The sequence below is a fragment of the Janibacter sp. CoH_79_TC_3 genome, from assembly GCF_058197955.1.
In genome coordinates, this window is the sequence record NZ_JBXWIV010000003.1 from 63,110 (window position 1) to 86,511 (window position 23,402).

Below are 23,402 nucleotides of genomic sequence, written 5' to 3' on the forward strand. Positions count from 1 at the left end.
GAGCAGAAAAAAACTGCAATGCTACGATTAAGTAGGCAAATAGTAAAAAGTCTTGCTATAATAATCCAAAATAAACCCTGATATTAGTAAGTACTTTCGGGCTGCTTGTGATAAAGACTATATAATATATGGCTTAGCTGAAAAAATGATGGCTAGGTGACTATTACGTCTTTTGACACTGCAATCATGCTAGATAACGCTTACATCGAGTTAGTAGGATTTGTATCAATGAAAAAGTTAATCGCTGCCGCCAGCTTATGTGTTGCAAGTTTCAGCGTACAAGCTGCTATCACTGTTCCTAAATATGATCTTAACGCTGGCAAACAAGTCGCAGAGACGGTCTGTGCTGCTTGTCATGGTGTTAATGGTGTGAGTCCTATACCAGCCCAGCCAAATCTTGGCGGTCAAAATGTGAAGTACTTATACAAACAATTGGTTGAGTTTAAGTCAGGTTACCGCAAAAACGGTATCATGCAATCACAAGTTGCCAATTTATCTCAGCAAGATTTAGCCAACGTCGCAGGTTATTATGCAAGCCAAGCACCTTGGGGTGTGGCGTTTGGTAACCCTGCTACCACGCAAGAAGCGACTAAGCTGTTTTTAGGTGGTGATAAGTCACGTGGTGTCATTGGTTGCGCAGGCTGTCATGGTCCAGATGCAGCGGGTAACGTTTGGGCAGCATTTCCACGTTTAGGTGGTCAGCACGCTGAATATATCGCTACTCAGCTAAAGCTTTTCCGTGCAGCTGGTCGTGCAGACGATATCGATAGCGATGAGCAAAAACGTGCCAATGACGCAGCGAAAGAAGGTGAGATGGGTATGATGCAAACTGTCGCATCAAAACTGTCTGATCGCGATATTCGTATCTTGTCAGACTATGTAAGTGCTATTCACTAATTCGTTGCATGTTTAGATGAAATACTAACTTATGTACTTTAATGCAGTCATTACGATTTAGCTATTAAACCCCGATTTCGGGGTTTTTTTATAACTGCTAGTCCTTATATAATTTGCATGCCCTTTTATAAGACTTGTATAAGATAAGCCGCCTGTAGAAAAATTATCATAGAAATTATAGGTGTTTATAAGTGCTTTATATCACTAAGTGCTTTATATCATTAAATGTTATTCACTTTGAATCGCTTGAGTTTAAATTATGATGATCCGTTATGCTTCTTACTTTATCGCCGCGCTGCTCCCACTACTATTGTTCCGATGGTTTGCACCAGCATCCATAGGCGAGATTGATTTCTGGTTACTTTGGCTATTAGCGATGGTGCTCGTTTCGCTACCAGTGGTTTATGCTGAGATTGCCTTAGCCTATCGTAGTGCCGAAGCGCCTGTTGCCGGTATGCAAAAGCTCACTCGCGAGGCAGATGCCAGCTCTTTATGGCGCGGCTTCGGGTGGCTTGCAGCATTGGTGTCCATTATTATCGCAGCGCTGGTTATATCGGGGGCAAGTACCGGTATTTTAGCGGCTCTAACAGAGCTTAATAGCGCGCCTGACGTGCCAAGCTTTGCTATTGCCGCAGGTTTAATGGTCATTACTGTCTTATTAAGCTTATTGGGTGTCGCGCCTTTACCAATTGGCTTAGGCTTAATGCTGGTCGGTTTGTTATTGGGCGTAGCAAACGGTTTACCAAATATCGCTTTTGCGATGACTGATATCAGCTTAAGCGAATGGGCGCGTGCAGTTGCTTTGGCGTTAGTCAGTGTGGGCGCAGGTACAGGCTTATATTGGTTTGGTCAAAGTTTAGTGAATAAGCAAGCGGTTACTGCAGTAGGTGTTGATAATTATAACGCTCAGAAGTCCTCTCGTGATCAAGCCGCGCAAGAATATCGCGCAACCAAGCTCGTTCTGCCGATTTGGATATTACAGTTGGTAGTTGGCGTGGTCGCCTTATTTATCAGTGGTATGGTGTTACCACCGATTGGGCAGTTACTGTATTGGGTCGGGGTGTTATTTGTGGCCAGCTATTTATTACATTATAGCTCTCAGCAATTGGCGCATAAATTTGGTTTTCTAGTCAGTGTGGTGTTAACATTTGTAGTAGCGCTGCTGTTAGTCGTTGCTATACCGACTAATTGGCTGGTCGGTATTTTGGTGATTATCAGTAGTATCGCCGTGTTGTTATTGTCTGTCTTTGCTGGTTGGCAGATGAAAATTAGTCATCTGCGTAAATCTTTAAACTTTGGCAACGAAGCTTTTTATAACCTATGGCGGGTGGCGATACGCTTGATTGTGCCGTTAGCGTTACTATTAGCGTTAATCGGTTGGATGATGCAGTGGTTAAGCTAATGAACACTGCTAATAACCATGCAACTGATAACGGTGAAGATAACGTTAATATGTCTCAGGCTGAGCAGAGCAATTTGATGACAGTATATTTGGCGTATGCAGAAGATGGCGTACGTCAGCATTACCTAACTGCGCAAGTCAGTCAGGGTACCACTTTGTATGAGGCATTGGCGCAAGTCGGTTGGCTGAAGCAGTTTGAAGAGCTGGCAACATGGTGCGAGCAGGTCGTTAATACGACAACGCCAACGGCTAAGCGTTGGCATGTTGGGGTATATGCGCAAAAGCAGCCACTCAATTATCAATTGCAGGCTTTTGATCGGGTAGAGGTATATCGCAGCTTAAGCGCTGATCCTATGTCTCAGCGCAAAAATAAATCTCGTAGTTAGTCGTCAAGTTAAGTAAGGCTTAGATTGCTATCAAACTTATGAAGCAGGTAAGCTATCGATACCTTCAATCCGAGTCACTATACCGTTATCATCAAAATAGACAATTAAATGTTGGCTGGCATTTTTAACATCGGCGATGCCTTGACGGCGGCCTTCGGTTCCTGCCTTATAGTCGTAAATATAATCCCAGCGTTTTGGCGCTAGTGTGTCTTTAATCGCTGGGCTACCAAGAATATAAAGCACCTGATTTTGATTCATACCCAATTGCACTTTTTGAGCTTGGGTTTGGGTAATAGCAGTTCCCTGTGGCAAATCAATCTTATAGACACTCAGTAACGAGCAGCCAGACATAGCCACAGCGGCACTAAGCATACTCGTAATGGCAATCTTGCGTACTGCATTGGCAGCGCTTAACGAACGAAAATTTAATGTCTTTATCATGGTAAGATGACTCATAAGAAATGGGTTAGGTACAGCTAAAAACCTGTGATGTTGTTCTCGCTGACAATCTTGGACAAATGATACGTCATTTACTTGCAATTGCCTACCACTTACGACATTATTTACCAAACGCTATCTTACTGTATTTATTATTTATATTGTAAATTCATACACTTGGCAGCAGATTGTTATAAAAAAATGCCCTAAAAATTCGCTTAATAAATGCCAGTTTTTTATAACGATTATTTTTCACTAGCAATTATTGCTAAGTATTGACGATTATTTCACTCCTGTTTTCCAAATTTATTTGCTAAGACTTTCATAGTCAAAAGGGATATTATGGCTTCTTTTACTAATCAAGATTTACGTAAAGCGGGTTTAAAAGTAACGTTACCGCGTATCAAGATTTTAGAGCTGCTTGAAAGCGCAGAGCTGCATCATATGAGTGCAGAAGAGGTATACAAGGCGCTAATTGAGCAAGGTGAGGATGTGGGACTGGCAACTGTGTATCGTGTCCTAACCCAGTTTGAGCAAGCAGGTATCGTTGAGCGGCACAACTTTGAAAACAATCTATCGGTGTTTGAGATCACCCAAGAAGAGCACCATGACCATCTGGTTTGTGATGTTTGCGGTAAGATTATCGAATTCCATAATAAGACGATTGAAGAAGAACAGACCAAAGTAGCAGCAGAGCATGGCTTTAAGCTGTCTGGTCATTCTTTGGTATTATATGGTATCTGTAATAATCAAGCTTGTAGAGACAGTGCAAAATAAGCGGTTTAGAAACCAACGATCTTATAATGATAATATAAAAACTATTAATTTAAAAACTGCAAAAAGCCCTCACATTTAATGAGGGCTTTTTTATGGAAAATATTAACTAAAGAATATAAAATTAAGTAATATCTAGCGATAGACTGTCAGCGCCTTCATCTAAATTGGCGGTGCCGTTTTTGCTACTCAATTTAATCTTTAGGCGTAAATCGTTAGGGGAGTCGGCATGCAGAATGGCTTCTTTATAAGTAATTTCACCATTTTCATATAAATCCAACAGCGCTTGGTCAAAGGTTTGCATACCGCTCTCGCGTGAGCGCGTCATCACATCTTTGATTTCATGAACCTCGCCTTTACGGATATAGTCACTAATCAGCTGTGAGTTTAATAAAATCTCAATAGCAGCGCGTCGTCCTTTGCCGTCAGGCGTTGGAATCAGTTGCTGGGCGATAATGGCTTGCAAGTTTAAGGACAAATCCATAAACAACTGATTATGACGACTCGTTTCAAAGAAATGAATAATACGGTCAATAGCTTGGTTGGCGTTGTTGGCGTGTAAGGTCGCAAAAACCAAATGTCCCGTTTCAGCGTATTGAATCGCGTAACTCATGACTTCGCGGTTACGAATCTCGCCAATCAAAATAACATCGGGCGCTTGGCGTAAGGTATTCTTAAGACCTGCTTCAAAAGAATGGGTGTCGATACCGACTTCGCGCTGGGTAATGATACAACCGCGATGTTTATGGACAAACTCGATAGGATCTTCGATAGTAATAATATGACCATGCGAGTTTTGGTTACGGTGTCCAATCATTGCCGCAAGGGTGGTCGATTTACCTGTACCTGTAGCCCCAACCAATAAGATAATACCGCGCTTTTTCATGGCCAGCTCTTTTAATGCCGGTGGTAGGCGTAGTTCTTCAACCGTTGGGATATTATTTTCAATTTTCCGTAAAATCATCCCTGCCATATCGCGCTGGATAAAAGCACTGACCCGAAAACGTGCCTGCTGAGCTTGGTCGGTAATCGCAAACTGACACTCATTGGTTTCGTCAAACTCTTTTTGCTGGCTTGGCGTCATGACACCTTTAACCAGTCTCATAGTTTGCTCAGCCGTTAACGGCGTTTTACCAACCGGCAAAATTTTGCCATTGATTTTCATGGATGGTGCAACGTCAGCGGTAATAAAAAGGTCAGAGCCATTTTTATTAATCATAAGCTGTAAAAGTTTATCAATGTCCATAACGTACCTACATTCGTAATATATAGATTAAAAGCTGCTTCAATAAACTTTTAAAGACTGCAAATAACGACCATTAAAAATAAATAAAGCCAAGCAAGAATCTATGATTGTTAATTTGTGATGGTATAAAATGCTGAGTGTTAGTACGTTTAGTATGATGAAAGTCAATACTAAATAAATGCTTCAGGCTGCTTGGCATGAGGACGTGCGACATCTTTGCTAATGGTACCTTTGGACACTAAGTTTTTGAGCGTTTGATCCAGTGTAATCATGCCATCACCAGCACCCGTCTGAATAGAGGAGTACATTTGGGCGATTTTGTTTTCACGTATTAGGTTACGAATAGCGGGCGTACCCAGCATAATTTCATGCGCGGCAATTCGTCCGCCGGTTTGACGACGCAGTAGGGTTTGCGAGATAACCGCCTGTAATGATTCTGATAACATCGCTCGAATCATATCTTTTTCAGCAGCGGGGAAAACGTCAATCACACGGTCAATGGTTTTTGCCGCTGAGCTGGTGTGCAAAGTACCAAAGACCAAATGCCCCGTTTCAGCGGCGGTCAATGCCAAGCGAATGGTTTCAAGGTCACGTAGCTCACCAACGAGGATAACGTCTGGATCTTCACGTAGGGCAGAGCGCAGTGCTGGCTCGAAACCCAAGGTATCGCGGTGAACTTCACGTTGGTTAATCAAGCTCTTTTTAGACTCGTGGACAAACTCAATCGGGTCTTCGATGGTTAAAATATGCTCTTTACGCGTTTCATTGATATAGTCAATCATGGCGGCGAGCGTGGTAGATTTTCCTGAGCCCGTCGGCCCAGTCACTAATACTATGCCGCGTTTAAAGTCAGACACACGCTTGAAAACTTCGCCCATACCTAAGTCTTCCATCGTTAGAACTTTAGAGGGAATGGTACGAAAAACAGCGCCTGCACCGCGATTTTGGTTAAAGGCATTGACACGAAAACGCGCTAAATTCGGAATTTCAAAAGAGAAATCGGTCTCAAAAAACTCTTCAAAATCGGCACGTTGCTTATCATTCATGATGTCATAGATCAGCTGATGCACAACCTGATGGCTCATCTCTGGCATATTAATGCGGGTCATTTCACCGTCAACACGAATCATCGCTGGCATACCGGCTGAAATATGTAAATCTGAAGCTTTATGCTTGACCGTAAAGCGCAGCAAGTCTTCGATGCTTAAATTATTCTTTTCAGCCATAATGGGGTATTCCTATCAATAAGTATCAATAAATAATGGTGAGCCAAAAAGTGCCTAGAATGTTTAATGATTCTATAACACGATTCAAATCAATTATCTTAAAAAGAGTGTGGTCTATTCTGTTACGATTGCTATATTTTTCAGTAGCATATGTTAGACCATGTAACAATATAATAACAAGACTATGACTATTTAACCATCTACTATATAAATAAAATGCAAAAATAATGTAGCTTCATTTTTCAGGCTTTTATGCAAGGTTATTATCTTCTTTATTAAGGTATAATTTTTTAAACTAAAAGTTACTTATAATAAAAATTATTCTATTATTTATCTCCGTGAGCCTTTTATGAATGATACCTCTAAGCGTACCAATGAAAATAACACATCCGCTGATGTGACTTCGTTTGCCATGCAAAATGATGAAAGTAACATCGATAATGTAAGTTTAATTAAAAGTTGGCAGCAAGTTAATAAACAAGTAGCGCAGGCGTGTGAACAAGCAACAAGGGAGAATAATGAAGTCACTTTATTGGCAGTATCTAAAACCAAGCCTGCTGAGATGATTGCGACATTAGCGCGTCAAGGGCAGCGCGATTTTGGTGAAAATTATCTGCAAGAAGCGCTTAAAAAGATACAAGTTTTACGAGGGCAGCCAGAATGTGAATATATTATGTGGCATTATGTTGGTAGTATTCAACGCAATAAGACGCGAGATATCGCTGAGCATTTTGACTGGGTGCAAACGCTGGAGCGTGAGATTATTGCTAAGCGCCTCAATGAACAGCGCCCCGCTGAGCTGTCGCCCCTTAATGTGCTGATACAAGTTAATATCGATACTGAAGACAGCAAATCAGGATGTTTGCCAGCCGAGCTACCCGAATTGATAAGCGTGATTAAACATTACGAGCGTTTGCAATTGCGTGGTTTGATGATTATACCGTCAAAAGCCAACACCGATGCCTTTGCTCGAACCAAGCAATTATTTGAAGATATCAAGATTGAGCATCCAGAGTTGCAGCATTGGAATACGCTGAGCATGGGTATGAGTGGCGATATGAGTGCAGCCATTGCCAATGGCTCGACCATGGTACGCGTCGGCACGGCGATATTTGGGGCACGTGCCTGATTTTAAGCTTGGCATTAATTTAGTATTAAGTCATTTAGTCAACACTAACTCAGTTTATCAATAACTAAATATCAAACTTAAAAAACACTTTCTATTTAACGGGCTCTTCAAGTTTGGTGACAAGTAGCTGGGTAATTTTAAGATTGTCGGTAGCGATAATCTCAAAACGATAATTGGCGTATTCGATGGTATCGGTTTTTTTAGGAATTTTGCGCAGCATATACATCATAAAGCCGCTGATAGTTTCATAGTTCTGACTGCGCGGTAAATTAACAATATCTAGCGCCCGAATAACGTCTTCAATGGGCGTCATACCATCGATAAGCCAAGAATTATCCGTACGCTGTACAATAGGCTGCTCTTCAACGGTCACCAGCTCACCCATGACAATACTCATCACATCGCGTAGGGTAATGACGCCAACCACCAAGCCATATTCATTAACGATAACGGCAAAGTCAGCGCCGGTCGATTTAAACATCTCTAACACTTCAAACAAAGATAAAGTATCGGGTACAAATAACGCCGGTTTTAATAGCGCTTTGTTAGTTAAGCTGACTTCTTGTTGGTTAAGTACTAAGGCTAAAAAGCTGCGCGACTCTACATAACCGATAATCTGCTCTAAGTCGTCTTCCTCACAGACCAAAAACTTATTATGCGGCTGCGCAATCATCACCTCAACCACTTCTTCTGTACTGGTCTTGCTATCAAAATAGACGATATGCTCACGCGGATTCATCACTGAGGTGACGGTACGCTCTTGCATCTCAAAGATGTTTTCGATCAAATGGTGCTCTTGTTTTTTGAGCACACCGGCTTCAGCGCCAGCGTCCATTACGGCATAAATATCTTCTGGAGTCATGTCATCTTGGCGAATGGTTGATATATTAAAAAGCTCAAAGATAAGGTTTGCGGCGCCATCAAAGACCCAAATAACCGGCTTAAAAATAAAAGTCAACGCCATCATAGGGCGTACCAGTCGCACAGCAAAGATTTCAGCATTAGACATCGCCAAGCGCCTAGGCATCAAATCAGCAAGTAGGGAAAACAAACTGGTAATAAGGACAAATGAGATAACGGATGCCGCCGCTTCATGCTTGATCAATAGCTGCAAATAAGGGCTAATGGCTGACTCACCAACCGCACCTGCTGAAATGGCGACGGCGTTAAGTACGACTTGCACCACAGTAATAAATCCACCAGGATTTTCTTGCATATGCAGGACATCAAGGGCGCGGACTTCACCTTCTTTTGCCATGATTTGGAGCTTAATCTTGCGACCAGCAGCGATGGCAATCTCGGCGGCAGAGACAAAAGCACTCAAGGTAAGTAATAAAAGAAGGAAGATAGTAGCGGTTAGCAAACTCATGAAGGACTCGGATAAAAATAGGTAAGGTAGTTAAATCAAAAATAATAGTTGGAATAATGAGAAGTAAGAAACTATGTATGAATATTTAGAAACGTTAGTAGATAACGAAAATATTTATCGATAAAAACTAAAAAAGCTGGGTAAGAAGCACCCAGCTAATTATAAAACACTTTAATGATATTATATAAAGTGTTATGAAAACTTAAACTTATCCAACCTTTTAGGGTGTAATCTAAAATAGCCGTTAATCCAAAAAATAATAGTCTATCTAAAAGGCTATAAGGATAAATCTGGTATTAAAGCTTAGCCTTTGATTGACCATTTATTCACCAGTGGATAACGGCGCTCACGACCAAAAGCTTTATGGCTAATTTTGGTGCCAATCGGTGCTTGCGAGCGTTTGTACTCGCTGTTATCAACCATTTTAATGACTTTGGCGACCAAGTCAGCATCAAAGCCTTTATCGACGATATCTTGGTAACCCATGTCTTCATCAATATACGACATTAAGATACCATCTAGGACATCATAGTCAGGCAGGCTGTCTTGGTCTTTTTGATCAGGACGCAGCTCAGCCGATGGTGGACGCGTAATCACACGCTCAGGGATAACCGGCGTATCTTCCAAGCGGTTACGGTAGCTGGCAAGTTTATATACTTGCGATTTATAAACGTCTTTTAGCACATCAAAGCCGCCCGCCATATCGCCATATAAAGTTGAATAACCAACCGCTAACTCTGACTTATTACCGGTGGTGATGACCAAGTGACCAAATTTATTAGACAATGCCATTAGCACCACACCGCGTGCGCGCGCTTGGATATTCTCTTCGGTGGTATCAGCAGGTGATTTATTAAATAATGGCGCTAAGGTATGACGGATGCCTTCAACCGCATCAAAAATTGGGCAGACCGTATAAGAAACGTTTAAGCGACGGGCCTGTGCTTGCGCATCTTCTAAGCTGATTTGTGAGGTATATTCGTACGGCATCATCACCGCATAGACTTTATCAGCGCCTAGCGCATCGACAGCGATACACAAGGTCAAGGCTGAATCAATACCGCCTGATAAACCAACGATAATGCCAGTGAATCCAGAAAGATTGACGTAATCACGTAGACCAACGACCAGCGCTTGGTACATCTCCGACTCACGGCTCAATGATAAAGGCGTTTTTGCTTGCGTATCAAATTTTGCAGTTTTCACGTCAAATTTCGCTAGCATGAGCTGATTCATAAAGCGCGACGCTTCATGTGCAACACTGCCATCGGCTTGAACCGCCATAGAGCCACCGTCAAAGACCAAATCATCTTGACCGCCAACGGCATTTAGATAAATGATAGGTAAATTGTTTTCGCGGCTACGTTTGGCCAGCATGGTTTTGCGGTTGTCTTGTTTTTCAATCTCAAACGGTGAAGCATTTAAGCTCACGATTAGGTCGGCGCCTTGTTTCTTAAGCTCGGCAATCGGACCTTTTTCCCACAAATCTTCGCAGATAAGCAGACCAATGGTAATGCCTTTATAATCAAACAATACTTGATTGCGACCTTTATCGAAATAACGACGCTCATCAAATACGCCGTAGTTTGGCAAGATTTGCTTATGATAAAAACCTTTTTGATGACCGTTGTGCAAAATGGCTGCTGAGTTAAAAGTGCCGTGATGATCAACATGCGGGTAGCCTACAATCATCACGATATCATCGATATCACTCAAGCTTGATAGTGCGCTTTTGATACGACCCGATAAGCTTGGGCGTAGCAACAAATCTTGCGGTGGATAGCCCAATAATCCTAACTCTGGGAATATAATGACATCCGCGCCTTGCTCACGGGCTTGTAGTGCAAGGGTGCGCATTTTTTCAGCATTGGCAGTGATATCGCCCACTAAAAAATGGGATTGTGCTAGCGCAAAAGTCACGCTATCTTGCGGTTTAGATGCCGTATTGGCATCATTTGAGGCAGTAAAATTGGGGTTATCAGTATCTTTTGTAGTGTCTTTTGACATTGTTATTGTTCCTATCAATAGGTTATTTAAATGTGTTGAATCCGTCTTGGTTTCAGATAAAACCAGATCAAAATAGTTTTTAAAATTAATGCAAAATATAAGTATATACTCATGCTCTCAAAACACGATTCTTGAATAGTGAATCTATGCTAAGCGCAACGCTTGGATAGGCATTAATACAATGCGCATCGACAATACCAAAATATGCAACGCTGCTCTAAAAGGCAAATTATTAAGACCGTTTAGAGTAGGGGGCAAATAAGGATTGTAAGAGGTGATTTTCAAAACGCTACGGTTGATAATGACAAAAATAAATAACGTCATACCAACTTGGCAGCATTTAAGCGTTCAAATTAATCCCTTTAGTATAACATCAATTGTCCGTACAAATAGAACTGAGCATTGATTTAGCGCGCCAGTCATTACAGTAGAAGTCAGTAGAAAAAGAAAAAAGGCGATAAATAGCTATTGTTTTAAAGGAATGGTTTTACTTGATGACTTCCAACAGTAAATATCAATATTCGTGCCTACTACGTACAGATAATTGTAAGTAAAGATTACAACATAGCCTTATTTATCTAGCGTGCTTTGAGGCATAATAAGCCGTTGCTATGGTTTGGTTTTACGCTGTAAATATAGATGGATAATGTAGGCGGATATCGAATAAATACCGTTTTCATCACCTAAAGCAATTTTTGTAGATTAATACTGTTTTTATAGCTGATTAAGGTGTTTGTCAGAGCGCTCTATGGTACGGTAGCGTTATTTGTCGCAACTACTTTACGCCTAACTTATTAACCAAACCTATTGCTCAAAATTTACACTGCAAAATACTCGCTAATGGATATAGATGATGGACATAATCTGTGATTTCTATCCACCTATTTATAAACGTTACAGCAGAGCCGAATTGGCTGTGTGCTGCCCGCTCTTGGTTTATACGCTATGATCGAAAACTGGACAAAAGAATTTATTATTCAGCGCTTATTGGCCATTACTTTGCTAGTGGTGCTGATTGTATTGTGTTTCCAAGTCGTACAGTTTTTTATTGTACCGGCGCTGTGGGCAGCAATTTTAGCGTACGTCACCTTTCCTATTTATAATTTTTTTCATCAACGAGTTCGTTTTAGCTCAAATCTTAGCGCCGCCATTATGACGGTGAGCATCATACTTATGATCGGTGTGCCGCTCGTCGTCGGTGTTTTTATCTTGCAACAAGAAGCGCTAAGCTTGATTACTAATTTAGTCTATCGTATCAAAGTTGGCTATTTAGACGTGCCTGACTCGATAAAGGACTTGCCAATCATCGGTCAGCAAGTCAAAGATGTGCTATGGAGAATCAATAAGAATCCTGAAGGGACGTTAGAAGCATTTCGTCTGTGGGTACAGTCGCATCTATATTATGGCAAAGTGGCATTTGATGTGGTATTCAGTGGTTTGGCTAAGCTTGGCATGGCGCTGATGACACTGTTTTTCTTTTATCGTGATGGCACAAGTTTGGTACGTCAAATCCGTCAAGCGCTACGCAATGTTATTGGCAATCGCATCGATGGTTATATTGATTCGGTCGGTACGACCACACGCGCAGTAGTCTATGGGATTGGCCTAACCGCGTTGGCACAAGCACTCCTCGCTGGTATTGGTTATTATTTCGCTAGTGCGCCAAGTCCTATTTTACTGACTATCGTCACTTTTATCATTGCTTTAATTCCCTTTGGCACGCCGTTTGTTTGGGGCGGAGTATCTATTTGGTTATTAAGCCAAGGCCATACCGTAGAAGGTATCGGTTTAGGCCTTTGGGGCATATTGGTCATCAGTTGGGTTGATAATCTTATCCGTCCTATCGTCATCAGTGGCGCGACCAAAATCCCTTTTATCATTATTTTTATCGGAGTATTGGGCGGTCTGACGGCGTTTGGTTTTGTCGGGTTATTCATCGGTCCTGTGGTATTGGCAATCGGCCTTGCAGTATGGCGTGAATGGATATCGCAGCATAAGAATGAATTATTTGCTGAGCATGAAGTGATGTTGGCTGACGGTCGAAAGTTACCTAAAGTTGATGTGCAAAGTGAAGATGAAACAATCGCTTCCACTGACAACTTATAAATTCAAAAGAGAAATGCATAAAGTTCGTCATAAAAATATACGGTTCTAATAATTCGATTATTGATAATAAACCTTTATAAATAGGGATGTTTAAAGATGCCTAATGCCAGCATTATGACTAATGAAAATATTCGTCCTCTGACCATCGTTGCCGATAGCAATATTGCCAGTCTCGATGAATTTTTTAATGCATCGACGCTTGGGCAAGAGACTAAACGCACGGTGAACATTATTGCCGTCGCTGGACGTGATATCAATGCGCAACTGATTGCAGAGTGTCAGCCTGACGTGCTATTGATACGCTCGGTGACGCTAGTTAGCGAGGCGCTATTGGCAGAGAATAACAGTGTTAAATTTGTTGGTTCGGCAACGATCGGTATTGATCATGTCGATCAAGACTACTTGGCAGCGCGTAATATAACCTTTGCCAATGCCGCAGGCTGTAGTAAGCATTCGGTTGCGCAATATGTATTAACCGCTATTTTAACCTTGCGCCCGCAGTATTGGCAGCAATCTATGCCGTCATTAACACTGGGTATTATCGGACTGGGCAACATTGGCAGTACTCTTGCTCAATATGCCCATGATTTAGGTTGGCAAGTAATGGGTTACGATCCGCTACTGCCTGCATCGAATATTAATAACGCCAGCTTTGATCAAGTATTGAGCCAAAGTAATGTGATTAGCTTGCATGTGCCATTGACTGATAAGAGGAATGATACTCACCCGAGTGGTAGCGATTATCCAACACGGTATCTAATCGATAAAAATGCATTAGATGCAATGCCGTCAGAGACTTTATTAATCAATAGCGCGCGCGGACCCGTCATTAATGCGCGTGATTTAGAAGCAGATATTAAGTGTACTGGACGCCAAGTGGTGCTTGATGTGTTTGAGCATGAGCCAGAAATTTCTGAGCAGTTGCTATCCAAACTTGCTATTGCGACTCCGCATATCGCCGGTTATACGGTCGAAGGTAAGCTACGTGGTACGCAAATTATCTATGATGCGCTCTGTGAGAAACTGGCGGTCAGCCCTGTGCAGTCTATGCACACACTATTACCACTCAATATGTTTTTATGGTCTGAGCTAAAGGGACATCCCGAAAGGCTGCTTAAGTTTTATGACATTATGCAAGATGATGCTGCACTGCGAAGCAAGTTAGCTGATGGTCAAGTAAAGGGTGCCGACTTTGATCAATTGCGCCGAGATTATCATTTACGCCGTGAATGGCAATCGTAAAAGTTAGGCAGTTTTAAAGGTCAGGCATTCTTAAAGTCTAAAACACCCATTTAAACTCCATTTTTTATTCTTAAATGACAGTAAATAATAATGAACCAAGCAAGTAATTCTTCTTTGAAACCTAGCTATGCGCCGACCATAACCGTATCAATGGCACAAAAACGTGCGCAATTTATCAGTGATATTCGGCAGTTTTTTGCCACGCGTCAAGTGCTTGAAGTGCAGACGCCCTTGTTATCACAAGCAGGCAATACCGATACTTTTTTGCAGTCAGTAGCGGCGCAGGTTACTTACCAAGATAAACCTTGTACCTATTATTTGCATACTTCGCCTGAGTTTGCCATGAAGCGCCTACTTGCCAGCTGGCAGGTTCCCATTTATCAGATCTGTCCGGTATTTCGTGATAATGAGATAGGCGTCCGCCACAATATTGAATTTACTATGCTTGAATGGTATCAGCCGAACTATAGCCTAGATGATATGGCCGCTGAATTGGGCGAGCTACTGGAAGCGCTTTATGGCTATCCGATTGTGCTGAGTCATTACCGTTACGTCGATGCCTTTATGGATTTTGTTGGTATTCATCCGCTGACTGCCAGTATTGCGGCACTACAAGCCGTGGCAGAAGATAAAGGTTTGACAGGGTTTAACTTTAATAGTACAGAAAGTGGTGCAATCAATAACGAAGCAGATATTCGTCAAAGCTGGTTAGATTTACTGTTTAGTCATGCCGTCGAGCCGAATTTGGGTCATGATTTGCCGACGTTGATTATAGAATACCCACCTGCAACTGCTGCATTGGCGAAAACAGCTTTGGATAAAGAAGGTAATACCGTTGCTAAGCGCTTTGAGCTTTATATTAATGGTATTGAGATTGCCAATGCTTATGATGAACTGGCAGATGGGCAGGCGTTAAGAGAACGCTTTGAGTGCGACAATCAATTGCGTCAGCATCATAACTTGCCACAAATGCCAATCGATGAGCATTTATTAGCGGCATCTGATGATTTAATCTCCTGCAGCGGTATCGCGGTTGGTATTGATAGATTGCTGATGGTCATCACAGGCGCTAGCAGCTTAGAGGACGTGATTCCTTTTCCTAGTGGCTTGGCTTAGTTGCTCTTTGATATCGTTTAACGTAACCGTTAATTTTTAAATAATCTATAAGAGAAAAGCGCGTAAACCGGAAGGCTTACGCGCTTTTTTTATTCTTATACTATTTTTTTATTACAGTTTAGCAAGTGCTTCATCAATGGCGGTTTCACCATTGTGCATGCTAAAGACTTTCTTAGTCGTATTATTGGCATTAAGTACTGCAGCTAACGTTGTAGCCACATCTTCAATTGAGTTTTCACCCGCATTGTCATCATTGATAGTGATTTTACCCGTTGCTGCACGCTCTTTTAGCGCACCTGCTTGCACGATAGTGTAATTAAGGTTGCTATTATTAACCAGCCACTGATCAGCGTAATGCTTACAGATATAGTATTCTTTTAAGTCAGAAATACCAGGGTTGTTCCATTTGCTGGTGTCTAATGAAAACACTGTGCTTAGCATGATATAGCGTTTGATACCTTTAGCTTCTGTTGCCTGCATGGTTTTAACCGCACCATGTAGATCAACTTCTAAGACATCTTTACCACCAGAACCTGCAACAAAATAGACAGCATCGATATCTTGCTCGATTTTCTGTTGAATCGCGTCTTTTTCAGCAGTAATATCTAAATCTAACTGACTATAATTGTCATCATTAAATAGTTTTTCATCTTGACGGGTTGTGCCTATCACTTGATGGTCATCGGCTAATAACTGCTTGACCAAATCTGTACCCACTCGACCACTGGCACCAATCACTAATATTTTCATTATCATTCCTGTTTTTATATGCGTTTTATATACATTAACGTTATCTTAAAACCAATTATTCAAAAACTGATTACTTTAAAAGCTGCATATAGGGTAACAAGAATGACGAACACACTTCGTTATGAAGGGTGCCGTTTGCATGGTGTTTGGTTATGGAGTGTATACGGTTTGCAAGCCTGTTCTTTATAAAATTGCTCTCTATAAAAATTGCTATTTATAAAAACTGTTCTTTATAAGAATAAAAAATTTATAACAAGGCTTAGAAAGAATAGATGCCAAATAATAAGTAAGGAAATTAAAGTACCAGTTAACGTACTAAGCGATTAAGACCATCAGCAAAGGCTTTTTTATCGCGGTCGCCATAAGGTTTCTGCCCACTCATTTCCTGTAGCTCGAGCACGCCCGTACCACGCATGGTATCCATAAAATCGCGCATATTGAGCTTTTGCTTGATATTGTTTTTATCATAGACCATACCACGGGTGGTCAAAACCATCCCGCCTTTATCTAAAATATCATTTGCCAAAGGGATATCGCTAGTGATGGCCAAATCGCCAGGCTGGATTTGCTCAACGATATAATCATCGGCTTTATCAAACCCTGATTGCACCACTGTCATGACGAGCAGCGGTGATTTGCGTAATTTAATAGGCTGATTGGCGACGAATATCGCCATGGTTTGCGTACGTTCAGCCGTTTTGATAATCAAGTCTTTGGCAATCAGAGGCACTGAATCAGCATCTACCCAAATCTGCATTATTTCTGAGCCTTATCTGTATTTGATAGCTGGTCGTTTGATAGCTGGTCTATATCTCCTAAACCCTCTGGTTGGCTCTCTTTAACATGGATAGCATCTTCTGCAGCTTGGTCAGTTTCCGTGCTGGCTGTTTGCTCTAGTGTTTTTGCTTGGTTCTCGGTAACCGTAGGCGCTAACTTTTTATCAAGACCGACTTTATTAGGCAGCACAGCAACCAGTTTAGCAAGGGCAATATCTAAGTCAGCAACGTCGTTTGGCATCAGAGTAATATGCGCAATCTTACGATCTTCACGTTCAGCCTTATGGTAGCTATGATAATGCGCACCATCTATGTTTAACACCGCGCTGATATCAGGATATTGACCTAACACATTCAACATAATCGCTGGGTGGACGTTATCGGTATCGCCCAGTGGCAGATTGACCACCGCGCGAATATGGTTCTCAAACTGACTGGTAATCGCGCCTTCAATACTCCAATGTCCAGAGTTGTGGACGCGCGGGGCAATCTCGTTGGCAAGCAGATAGTCGTTGCCACGAGTATCTTTACTCACAAATAACTCAAGCGCCATCACACCAACATAACCTAGATGATTCATCACAGTGGTAATGGCATCGGTTGCTTGTTGAAACAAATTGCTAGTACCAACGGCAGGCGCGCGGGTTTTGGCTAATATGCCGTTATGATGATGGTTTTCGACCAAATCATAGCAGCGTACTTGACCATTTTGGGCGCGTGCAGCAATGATAGATAATTCACGGCTAAAGTTAATAAAGCCTTCTGCAATAAGTGGCGCAGGCGTTGGCGTCAGTGTGCCTTTGCCGCTAAGCGCATCTTTAAGCTCATGCCAAGCTGAGTTAATATCGCTTTCTTCTCTAATAACGAACTGACCTTTGCCGTCATAACCACCGCGGCTGGTCTTTAGGACGATAGGCAATCCTAGCTCGTCGCAAGCTTGCTTCAATTCTGCTTCAGAATTGACCGCCATAAATGGTACGGTTGCGATATCAAGCTCGTTAAACATGCCTTTTTCTTTTAAGCGATCTTGGGCGATATCAAGGGCAATCGGTGGCGGAAACATGCCTTGTTTGCTACCAGATTTTGATAGGCTAGCCAATTGCTCAACTGTGGCAGTAGGCGTGTTTTCAAACTCTAAGGTAAAGACGTCAGCTGCCGCAATAAATGCTTCTAATTGCTCGCTATGAAAGACTTTGCCATATAGGCTGGCAGGGCAGTCAGCATTGTCTTCTAAAAATACGCATTGATAACCGAGCGGCATGGCGGCTTCGGCGAGCATCATACCAAGCTGACCACCGCCTAAAATACCGATGGTACGAATGGTTTGGGTAACAGGATAAGCGTTCGCTGTAGTCATGGCAGGCTCTTTACATTAAAAATGAATAAGGGGTTTTGAGTATTAATATCTAAAACTTACGGGATAAAACTTATGCTAGTAAAATAGGAAAAGGTGCACTGTATGCACCTTGTATTTAGTAGAACGCATCTGATCAAAAATATCAAGTTTAGAGCATTGCTTGTTAGGTTTGATATTGAGATTTAAAAACCAGATGATTGCGCTTAATATTTCTTGGTTAATATTGCAGTTCTGCTAATAGTCTTTTGTCAAAACTTAACGCAATCTGGCTGAGTTTACTTACTTTATTGATTAATAATACCGGGTGTTGGGCTGGCAAGGATGGTATCAGTTTGCGCTTGACGCATGTTATCAAGCTTAGTCGCAATCGATTCATCGTGCAAGGCAAGTACTTGAATGGCAAGGAGAGCAGCGTTATAGGCGCCAGCCGCACCAATCGCTAAGGTTCCAACGGCCACGCCTTTTGGCATTTGCACGATAGAGAGTAGACTATCCCAACCACTGAGCATTGATGATTTAACAGGCACGCCAAAGACAGGTAGCGGCGTTTGGCTGGCGCACATACCGGGCAGATGAGCCGCACCGCCAGCCCCAGCGATAATCACCTGCAAGCCGTTACCTTTAGCACTTTTGGCGTAATCAAACAATCTATCAGGGGTACGATGCGCTGACACCACTTCACATTCAAAGGCGATATCAAAGTCGGCAAGTAATTGCGCTGCTGCACTCATGGTTGTCCAATCCGACTGCGAGCCCATGATAATACCTACTTTTGGCTGACCAGCAGGAGAAGTGATTGGGCTGTTTTGCTCAACAGGGTTAACCGTAACCGATGGAGTGCTCATGCTTTGATATCCTCAAAAAGACCATCATACAAAAGTTTTGCTGCCTTCGTAAAGCCAAGTTTGCTGTTTAATAGCAAAGCTAGCCAAATAACGCTGATTTTATACATTTATCTTTTTTATGTATCTCTTTTTGGGTCTTCATCATGGCGATACTGTACGAAATTATAAGCTTTTAGTGGTAATGGTTGCTCGGTATCGAGCTGATAGCAGGTCAGATAACCACTATCAATCGCTGCTGAATAATCGGTACAAGCGACCTGCGGGCTAAGGGGTTTCGGTGTACCGGTCAGCCAATAATGACCAACGAATACCGGTTTATGGGTTTTAAGGGCAAACTCGATATTTTCCGCTAGGGCATCACTTGGTATTTGCGCCAATCCTGAGTTGGGTGCACGGGCAATCTCGTGAATGGTGCGTTTATTCAGCTCATCAAGCCACCAGCGTACGCGTACTTGCGAGCGCGCTGCACCATCTTTATCGACCATGACTAAACCATCGGGTAATGCGGTTTCTACGCCTTTTAGCACGCGCTCAAGCGCTTCATAAGCAGGGCTAGGCTTTTGCGCCGTAGCAATGACCGCTGCAGACGTCAGGCAATTATCGGCAGTCAAGAGCGGCTTCAATACCGCCATGCTATCGACATCCCAGCAAGCGTGTACAAAGCAAGCATAGTCAGTCTCCAACCACAATGGAATCTCATAAAAGCGCTGTAGCCAATATTGATGCGCTTCCGAGCCAAAGGGTACTTCGGCTAAAAACGCTTCATGCTGGCGCACATGAACAGCGCTATGTGAGCGTAAATAGCGCTCAGGCTCAGGTTGTTCTAGGTCAGGCATGGCAAAGGTTAATGCATTGTATTCATGATTGCCAATCACCGCATCGGCAACATCTGCATCTAACATGGCAAACACAATCTCTAGCGATGCTACTTGTTGCGGCCCACGGTCAATGAAATCACCAATGAATAGCGCCCGATGACCGGATGGCGGTACAAAATGGTTGCCGTTATGCACATAGCCTAACTGCTTTAGCAAACCCACCAACTTGTCTGCATAACCGTGAATATCACCAATAACATCTATAATCATAATAATTATCAAATTCTTAAATATTTTGTTAAATATAAATCTACGTAAAACATCAAACTACATTAATTAATCATTGCTTAATTCATTAAGCTGCTCTTATAAACCAAGCTTTTATTTCAATTTTTACGGTTAATTTTTATTACTTAGTTTTATTAATTATTTTTAATAGAAAACTCTAAAATTCAGGAGATAATAGCGCATTTAAAAAGTGCGGTAGAACTTGAGGCTCTAAAATAATAGTTGCAACTATCCCAAACGCGCCGCCCCACATGTGTGCCATATGATTGATATTTGAGCCACCACGTTTATCGGCGTAAATACTATAAGCAACGTAAGCAACCGCAAACAATATCGCTGGAATAGGGATAACGGCAAATAGATAAATCTTTTCCCACGGTGCTAGTAGAATAAAAGCAAACAGTACCGCCGATACGCCGCCTGACGCTCCAAGGCTTAGATAGCTGGCACTATTTTTGTTTTTAATATAGCTTGGAATCATCGCGACAACGATCGCCAATACATAAAAAACCACGAAACCATAACCGAATAAAAATGGCTGATACAGACCTTCGATCGCACGACCAAAAAAGTATAGGGTGAACATATTAAACAGCAGATGCATTGCATCAGCATGAATAAAACCATGGGTCACAAAGCGATCCCATTGACCATTATTCACCGCTGGTGGATAAAAAATCAGCCGATTAAACAAGGTTTTGTTTTGCCACGCCAGTAGACTGACAATAACGGTAATGATGATAATAAGCGTCGTATGGTTAAACAAAGGAGAGTCCTTAGGCCGAGCCTGATAGAGGGCATTGTTATAGAGCGTAGTGCTTAAAGACCAAATAAGTTGGATAAGTAATAGCTAAATATGGTTGCTGATAAATAGCAAAAGCTGAAACCAACAGTGATGCTAAGGCAAAAAACCAATAGACGACAAAATTATGCTTTAATAATCGTTTATATTGAATAATATAACAGCGCAACAGGCAACTAAGTAATGCTTCGTATACTGACCGTAAAGTTTAACGACAGAATAAAAATTCACCAAAAAACAAGCAAATATTAGGCGATGTTTATTTGGATTTATGACCATTTAAATAACAATCAAGCGTTATATAAATAGCAGGCAATTTATATGCCCCTATTACTTGTTAACGGCTGGCCAGTTAAACGCGCAGTTTCATAACCGTGCTATAGTCTAAAGCGTATAAAACTGAAGTCAAAAAAAGAAATCGCTGCTACATATCCTAAATCAACGCCGACAAAGGCAACAACTTATGAATATCATCGACCAATTAGAACAAACAGTGACCTCAGCGGTGTTGGGTGGTTATAGTAATGAGGGCCATATTAGCGGCGTCTACGTTAATGACGACAATACTGGTCAAGTTGATAACGGAAGTGTGTCTCATGTTAGCTTATTAGAACAGTTTTATGCCATGTTGGCGGCGCGTTTGGCGTTACCCCAAATTTACTCGCAATTATTGCGCGATGATGAGCCGATTGCTAATGAAAATATAATAGAGACACCGTTATTTGAGCAATTATGGCAAGCACCAAACTCGCGCCAAACCATTATCCAAGAGCTTGCAGTGACCCATCATATTGATGAGGTGATAACCACAAAGCTTATTATGAATGCAGCACCTTTGGCTTATCGCGAGCTTAAAGTAATGGCAAACGGACAGTTTTTACCGGCATTTTTGCAAAGCCAACAACCGTCATTTCGTCATTATCTGCCAATATGGTCGGCTCCATTGATTACCGCGGCGCAACATGATGAGGATGAGCTGTTTAATGCTCAAAGCGCGGTAGCAGATATAGCAGCCGCCCCTGTTTCATTAAATAAGTATGCAGCCAGTGTGGTAATTCCTTATGAGAACGTGATAACAGAACCAAACGAGGCAGCAGAACTTACTAATGAAAGTTTTGATAACAGTCTAGATACGAGCGCTATTCATGCCAATCCTGCTGAGCACCACTTAGCAGAAAACGGCAGTCTTAAGCGTGAGAAAATACGGACCCGTAACCAACGCAATGATTTATTAATACGAGTATTTTTATTATTGGCGGCAATTACAGCGATTGGGTTGGTATGGGCATTGTTAATTAAGCCTAATAATGTAACGCCTGTAGAGCCAGTTGTGACTGCGCCTGCTGTCATAGCGCCTATCGCTGAGCCGCCAGCGCAAACCTTAACGCCGGTTGAGCTTATCGTTGGCGTAGATAATAGCGGCAGTCTTTATACCTGCACTGCCTCTGTCGGTGATGCTGCACTTCAAGATACGCTGCAACAAGCGCTTAATAGTAGCTTTGGTGAGCAGGCGGGGATGTGTCAGTTTACAGTGCAAGAAGGCTTTGCTAATAATATTGCCAATATGCCTATCGAGGTACTACCCAATATTTTTACCTTATTAAGAGCCACCCCATTTGCTCGTTTGCAGCTACAAAATGACCGTATGATTTTGGAAGCGCCAGATAGCATGCAGCTGCAGCAACTGGCTACAGATATTCGTGCTTTAGTACCTACGATGATGGTTGATAGTACCGCGCCGCTGCCATTACCTAATAATGACGGTATGGGAGCTGCTGATATGAATGGCGTAAACAATCAGTACGATGTTAATAACTACAATGCTAATAACAATGTTAACGGCAATAATGATTATCAAGCTATGGACGATGATACAGGCGATAGCGTGATGCCTGCACCGGCGCGCAATAATGATTTTAATAATCCGCCTATGTATGACCAACCTAGCAATAACGCTGCCATGAATAACGTTCCTATGAATAACGCGCCTGTCAATAACGAACGTCCAGCATCAACCAGGCCGCCTGGACCTTTCTCAGAATCAGAAGTTGATGATATGGCAAGCAGTGTTATCGTGGCCGAGCCTGCCCAAGTCAGAAGATAATTAAAGTTAGAATAAGACTACAATAAGAGATGTATAGGAAGTAATGAACTCAAAGTAAATAGCTAAAAGGAGGGCAGTAGCAATAATTAACTGTCCTCCTTTTTTCTGCTTATAGCTAAGTAAATATAGTAGAGGCAAAGATCAGCCATGCTAAATGCTTATTGAGAATGGCTGTTTAGCTTATGGAGTAGCGATTCTTTGATAATTTATATGTTAGTAATTTGTACTTTAAAGGCATCGCAGTTACGTGTAACAACTGAAACATTACTTAACGTAGCAATTGCACAACAGCCTATTGATTGTGAATGCATCCTTAATACTTTT

The 23,402-nt window shown here is 41.9% G+C and carries 20 protein-coding genes; 9 read left to right on the forward strand and 11 right to left on the reverse strand.

The window, feature by feature from the left end; translation table 11 throughout:
* Positions 1-228: 228 nt before the first annotated feature.
* The 3 genes from AC2FA3_RS04340 to AC2FA3_RS04350 all read left to right on the forward strand — a co-directional run bounded on the left by AC2FA3_RS04340 (position 229) and on the right by AC2FA3_RS04350 (position 2,685).
* The gene (locus AC2FA3_RS04340; protein ID WP_201547111.1) at positions 229-897 is read left to right on the forward strand and encodes a c-type cytochrome; all 669 of its coding nucleotides are present in this window, start codon (positions 229-231) and stop codon (positions 895-897) included.
* A 259-nt stretch (positions 898-1,156) separates the two neighbouring features.
* Positions 1,157-2,299, forward strand: a complete 1,143-nt coding sequence (locus tag AC2FA3_RS04345; RefSeq protein ID WP_490508485.1) for a hypothetical protein — start codon at positions 1,157-1,159, stop codon at positions 2,297-2,299.
* On the forward strand, positions 2,299-2,685 hold the full coding sequence (locus AC2FA3_RS04350) for an RnfH family protein (protein WP_490508486.1): 387 nt from the start codon (positions 2,299-2,301) through the stop codon (positions 2,683-2,685). The genes AC2FA3_RS04345 and AC2FA3_RS04350 overlap by 1 nt, the downstream gene beginning before the upstream one ends.
* A 36-nt stretch (positions 2,686-2,721) precedes the next feature.
* Here the strand turns inward: AC2FA3_RS04350 and AC2FA3_RS04355 are convergent, their stop codons facing one another.
* A complete protein-coding gene (locus tag AC2FA3_RS04355; protein WP_490508487.1) occupies positions 2,722-3,126 on the reverse strand; it encodes an outer membrane protein assembly factor BamE in 405 nt (134 codons plus the stop codon).
* 339 nt (positions 3,127-3,465) lie between these two features.
* Here AC2FA3_RS04355 and fur point away from each other — a divergent pair, with 339 nt between their 5' ends.
* Positions 3,466-3,900, forward strand: coding sequence for a ferric iron uptake transcriptional regulator (fur, locus tag AC2FA3_RS04360; protein WP_201547103.1), 435 nt, complete (start codon positions 3,466-3,468; stop codon positions 3,898-3,900).
* A 121-nt stretch (positions 3,901-4,021) separates the two neighbouring features.
* Here fur and AC2FA3_RS04365 read toward each other — a convergent pair whose 3' ends face one another.
* The gene (locus AC2FA3_RS04365; RefSeq protein WP_490508488.1) at positions 4,022-5,143 is read right to left on the reverse strand and encodes a PilT/PilU family type 4a pilus ATPase; all 1,122 of its coding nucleotides are present in this window, start codon (positions 5,141-5,143) and stop codon (positions 4,022-4,024) included.
* A 170-nt stretch (positions 5,144-5,313) separates the two neighbouring features.
* On the reverse strand, positions 5,314-6,369 hold the full coding sequence (locus tag AC2FA3_RS04370; protein WP_490508489.1) for a type IV pilus twitching motility protein PilT: 1,056 nt from the start codon (positions 6,367-6,369) through the stop codon (positions 5,314-5,316).
* A gap of 349 nt (positions 6,370-6,718) precedes the next feature.
* On the opposite strand from AC2FA3_RS04370, the gene AC2FA3_RS04375 reads away from it, so the two are divergent.
* On the forward strand, positions 6,719-7,498 hold the full coding sequence (locus AC2FA3_RS04375) for a YggS family pyridoxal phosphate-dependent enzyme (RefSeq protein ID WP_490508490.1): 780 nt from the start codon (positions 6,719-6,721) through the stop codon (positions 7,496-7,498).
* Between the two features lie 91 nt (positions 7,499-7,589).
* On the opposite strand, the gene paeA is transcribed toward AC2FA3_RS04375, so the two are convergent.
* The gene (paeA, locus tag AC2FA3_RS04380) at positions 7,590-8,867 is read right to left on the reverse strand and encodes a polyamine export protein PaeA (RefSeq protein ID WP_490508491.1); all 1,278 of its coding nucleotides are present in this window, start codon (positions 8,865-8,867) and stop codon (positions 7,590-7,592) included.
* Between the two features lie 303 nt (positions 8,868-9,170).
* The gene (locus AC2FA3_RS04385) at positions 9,171-10,874 is read right to left on the reverse strand and encodes an NAD+ synthase (RefSeq protein WP_490508492.1); all 1,704 of its coding nucleotides are present in this window, start codon (positions 10,872-10,874) and stop codon (positions 9,171-9,173) included.
* 945 nt (positions 10,875-11,819) lie between these two features.
* Between AC2FA3_RS04385 and AC2FA3_RS04390 the strand changes: the two genes are divergently transcribed.
* The 3 genes from AC2FA3_RS04390 to epmA all read left to right on the forward strand — a co-directional run bounded on the left by AC2FA3_RS04390 (position 11,820) and on the right by epmA (position 15,338).
* Positions 11,820-12,980: an AI-2E family transporter gene (locus AC2FA3_RS04390; protein ID WP_490508493.1), complete on the forward strand. Its 1,161-nt coding sequence runs from the start codon at positions 11,820-11,822 to the stop codon at positions 12,978-12,980.
* A 96-nt stretch (positions 12,981-13,076) separates the two neighbouring features.
* A complete protein-coding gene (locus tag AC2FA3_RS04395; protein WP_490508494.1) occupies positions 13,077-14,222 on the forward strand; it encodes a 4-phosphoerythronate dehydrogenase in 1,146 nt (381 codons plus the stop codon).
* Between the two features lie 90 nt (positions 14,223-14,312).
* Positions 14,313-15,338: an EF-P lysine aminoacylase EpmA gene (gene epmA, locus AC2FA3_RS04400; RefSeq protein ID WP_490508495.1), complete on the forward strand. Its 1,026-nt coding sequence runs from the start codon at positions 14,313-14,315 to the stop codon at positions 15,336-15,338.
* A 111-nt stretch (positions 15,339-15,449) separates the two neighbouring features.
* On the opposite strand, the gene AC2FA3_RS04405 is transcribed toward epmA, so the two are convergent.
* The 6 genes from AC2FA3_RS04405 to AC2FA3_RS04430 form a co-directional block, all read right to left on the reverse strand.
* Entirely contained in the window at positions 15,450-16,088 is a 639-nt protein-coding gene (locus AC2FA3_RS04405; RefSeq protein ID WP_490508496.1) for an NAD(P)H-binding protein, read from the reverse strand.
* 307 nt (positions 16,089-16,395) lie between these two features.
* Entirely contained in the window at positions 16,396-16,845 is a 450-nt protein-coding gene (locus tag AC2FA3_RS04410) for a YaiI/YqxD family protein (RefSeq protein WP_490508497.1), read from the reverse strand.
* Positions 16,845-18,221, reverse strand: a complete 1,377-nt coding sequence (locus AC2FA3_RS04415; RefSeq protein WP_490508498.1) for a 5-(carboxyamino)imidazole ribonucleotide synthase — start codon at positions 18,219-18,221, stop codon at positions 16,845-16,847. Before AC2FA3_RS04415 ends, AC2FA3_RS04410 begins: the two co-directional genes overlap by 1 nt.
* 284 nt (positions 18,222-18,505) lie before the next feature.
* Positions 18,506-19,066 carry a 5-(carboxyamino)imidazole ribonucleotide mutase gene (gene purE, locus AC2FA3_RS04420; protein ID WP_490508499.1) on the reverse strand — a complete coding sequence of 187 codons (561 nt, stop codon included), beginning with the start codon at positions 19,064-19,066 and terminating at the stop codon, positions 18,506-18,508.
* 116 nt (positions 19,067-19,182) lie between these two features.
* On the reverse strand, positions 19,183-20,154 hold the full coding sequence (locus AC2FA3_RS04425; protein WP_490508500.1) for a metallophosphoesterase: 972 nt from the start codon (positions 20,152-20,154) through the stop codon (positions 19,183-19,185).
* A gap of 175 nt (positions 20,155-20,329) precedes the next feature.
* Positions 20,330-20,938, reverse strand: coding sequence for a rhomboid family intramembrane serine protease (locus tag AC2FA3_RS04430; RefSeq protein ID WP_490508501.1), 609 nt, complete (start codon positions 20,936-20,938; stop codon positions 20,330-20,332).
* A 499-nt stretch (positions 20,939-21,437) separates the two neighbouring features.
* Here AC2FA3_RS04430 and AC2FA3_RS04435 point away from each other — a divergent pair, with 499 nt between their 5' ends.
* Positions 21,438-23,078 carry a hypothetical protein gene (locus tag AC2FA3_RS04435; protein ID WP_490508502.1) on the forward strand — a complete coding sequence of 547 codons (1,641 nt, stop codon included), beginning with the start codon at positions 21,438-21,440 and terminating at the stop codon, positions 23,076-23,078.
* Positions 23,079-23,402 lie beyond the last annotated feature (324 nt).

Excerpts from the sequence above, each read along its gene's own strand:
- AC2FA3_RS04425 (WP_490508500.1), bottom strand. The coding sequence starts at position 20,154 with ATGATTATAGATGTTATTGGTGATATTCACGGTTATGCAGACAAGTTG.
- purE (WP_490508499.1), bottom strand. The coding sequence starts at position 19,066 with ATGAGCACTCCATCGGTTACGGTTAACCCTGTTGAGCAAAACAGCCCA.
- AC2FA3_RS04350 (WP_490508486.1), top strand. The coding sequence starts at position 2,299 with ATGAACACTGCTAATAACCATGCAACTGATAACGGTGAAGATAACGTT.
- paeA (WP_490508491.1), bottom strand. The coding sequence starts at position 8,867 with ATGAGTTTGCTAACCGCTACTATCTTCCTTCTTTTATTACTTACCTTG.
- AC2FA3_RS04375 (WP_490508490.1), top strand. The coding sequence starts at position 6,719 with ATGAATGATACCTCTAAGCGTACCAATGAAAATAACACATCCGCTGAT.
- AC2FA3_RS04435 (WP_490508502.1), top strand. The coding sequence starts at position 21,438 with ATGAATATCATCGACCAATTAGAACAAACAGTGACCTCAGCGGTGTTG.
- fur (WP_201547103.1), top strand. The coding sequence starts at position 3,466 with ATGGCTTCTTTTACTAATCAAGATTTACGTAAAGCGGGTTTAAAAGTA.
- AC2FA3_RS04405 (WP_490508496.1), bottom strand. The coding sequence starts at position 16,088 with ATGAAAATATTAGTGATTGGTGCCAGTGGTCGAGTGGGTACAGATTTG.
- AC2FA3_RS04365 (WP_490508488.1), bottom strand. The coding sequence starts at position 5,143 with ATGGACATTGATAAACTTTTACAGCTTATGATTAATAAAAATGGCTCT.
- AC2FA3_RS04385 (WP_490508492.1), bottom strand. The coding sequence starts at position 10,874 with ATGTCAAAAGACACTACAAAAGATACTGATAACCCCAATTTTACTGCC.
- AC2FA3_RS04415 (WP_490508498.1), bottom strand. The coding sequence starts at position 18,221 with ATGACTACAGCGAACGCTTATCCTGTTACCCAAACCATTCGTACCATC.
- AC2FA3_RS04410 (WP_490508497.1), bottom strand. The coding sequence starts at position 16,845 with ATGCAGATTTGGGTAGATGCTGATTCAGTGCCTCTGATTGCCAAAGAC.
- AC2FA3_RS04355 (WP_490508487.1), bottom strand. The coding sequence starts at position 3,126 with ATGATAAAGACATTAAATTTTCGTTCGTTAAGCGCTGCCAATGCAGTA.
- AC2FA3_RS04345 (WP_490508485.1), top strand. The coding sequence starts at position 1,157 with ATGATGATCCGTTATGCTTCTTACTTTATCGCCGCGCTGCTCCCACTA.
- AC2FA3_RS04370 (WP_490508489.1), bottom strand. The coding sequence starts at position 6,369 with ATGGCTGAAAAGAATAATTTAAGCATCGAAGACTTGCTGCGCTTTACG.
- AC2FA3_RS04390 (WP_490508493.1), top strand. The coding sequence starts at position 11,820 with ATGATCGAAAACTGGACAAAAGAATTTATTATTCAGCGCTTATTGGCC.
- epmA (WP_490508495.1), top strand. The coding sequence starts at position 14,313 with ATGAACCAAGCAAGTAATTCTTCTTTGAAACCTAGCTATGCGCCGACC.
- AC2FA3_RS04395 (WP_490508494.1), top strand. The coding sequence starts at position 13,077 with ATGCCTAATGCCAGCATTATGACTAATGAAAATATTCGTCCTCTGACC.
- AC2FA3_RS04340 (WP_201547111.1), top strand. The coding sequence starts at position 229 with ATGAAAAAGTTAATCGCTGCCGCCAGCTTATGTGTTGCAAGTTTCAGC.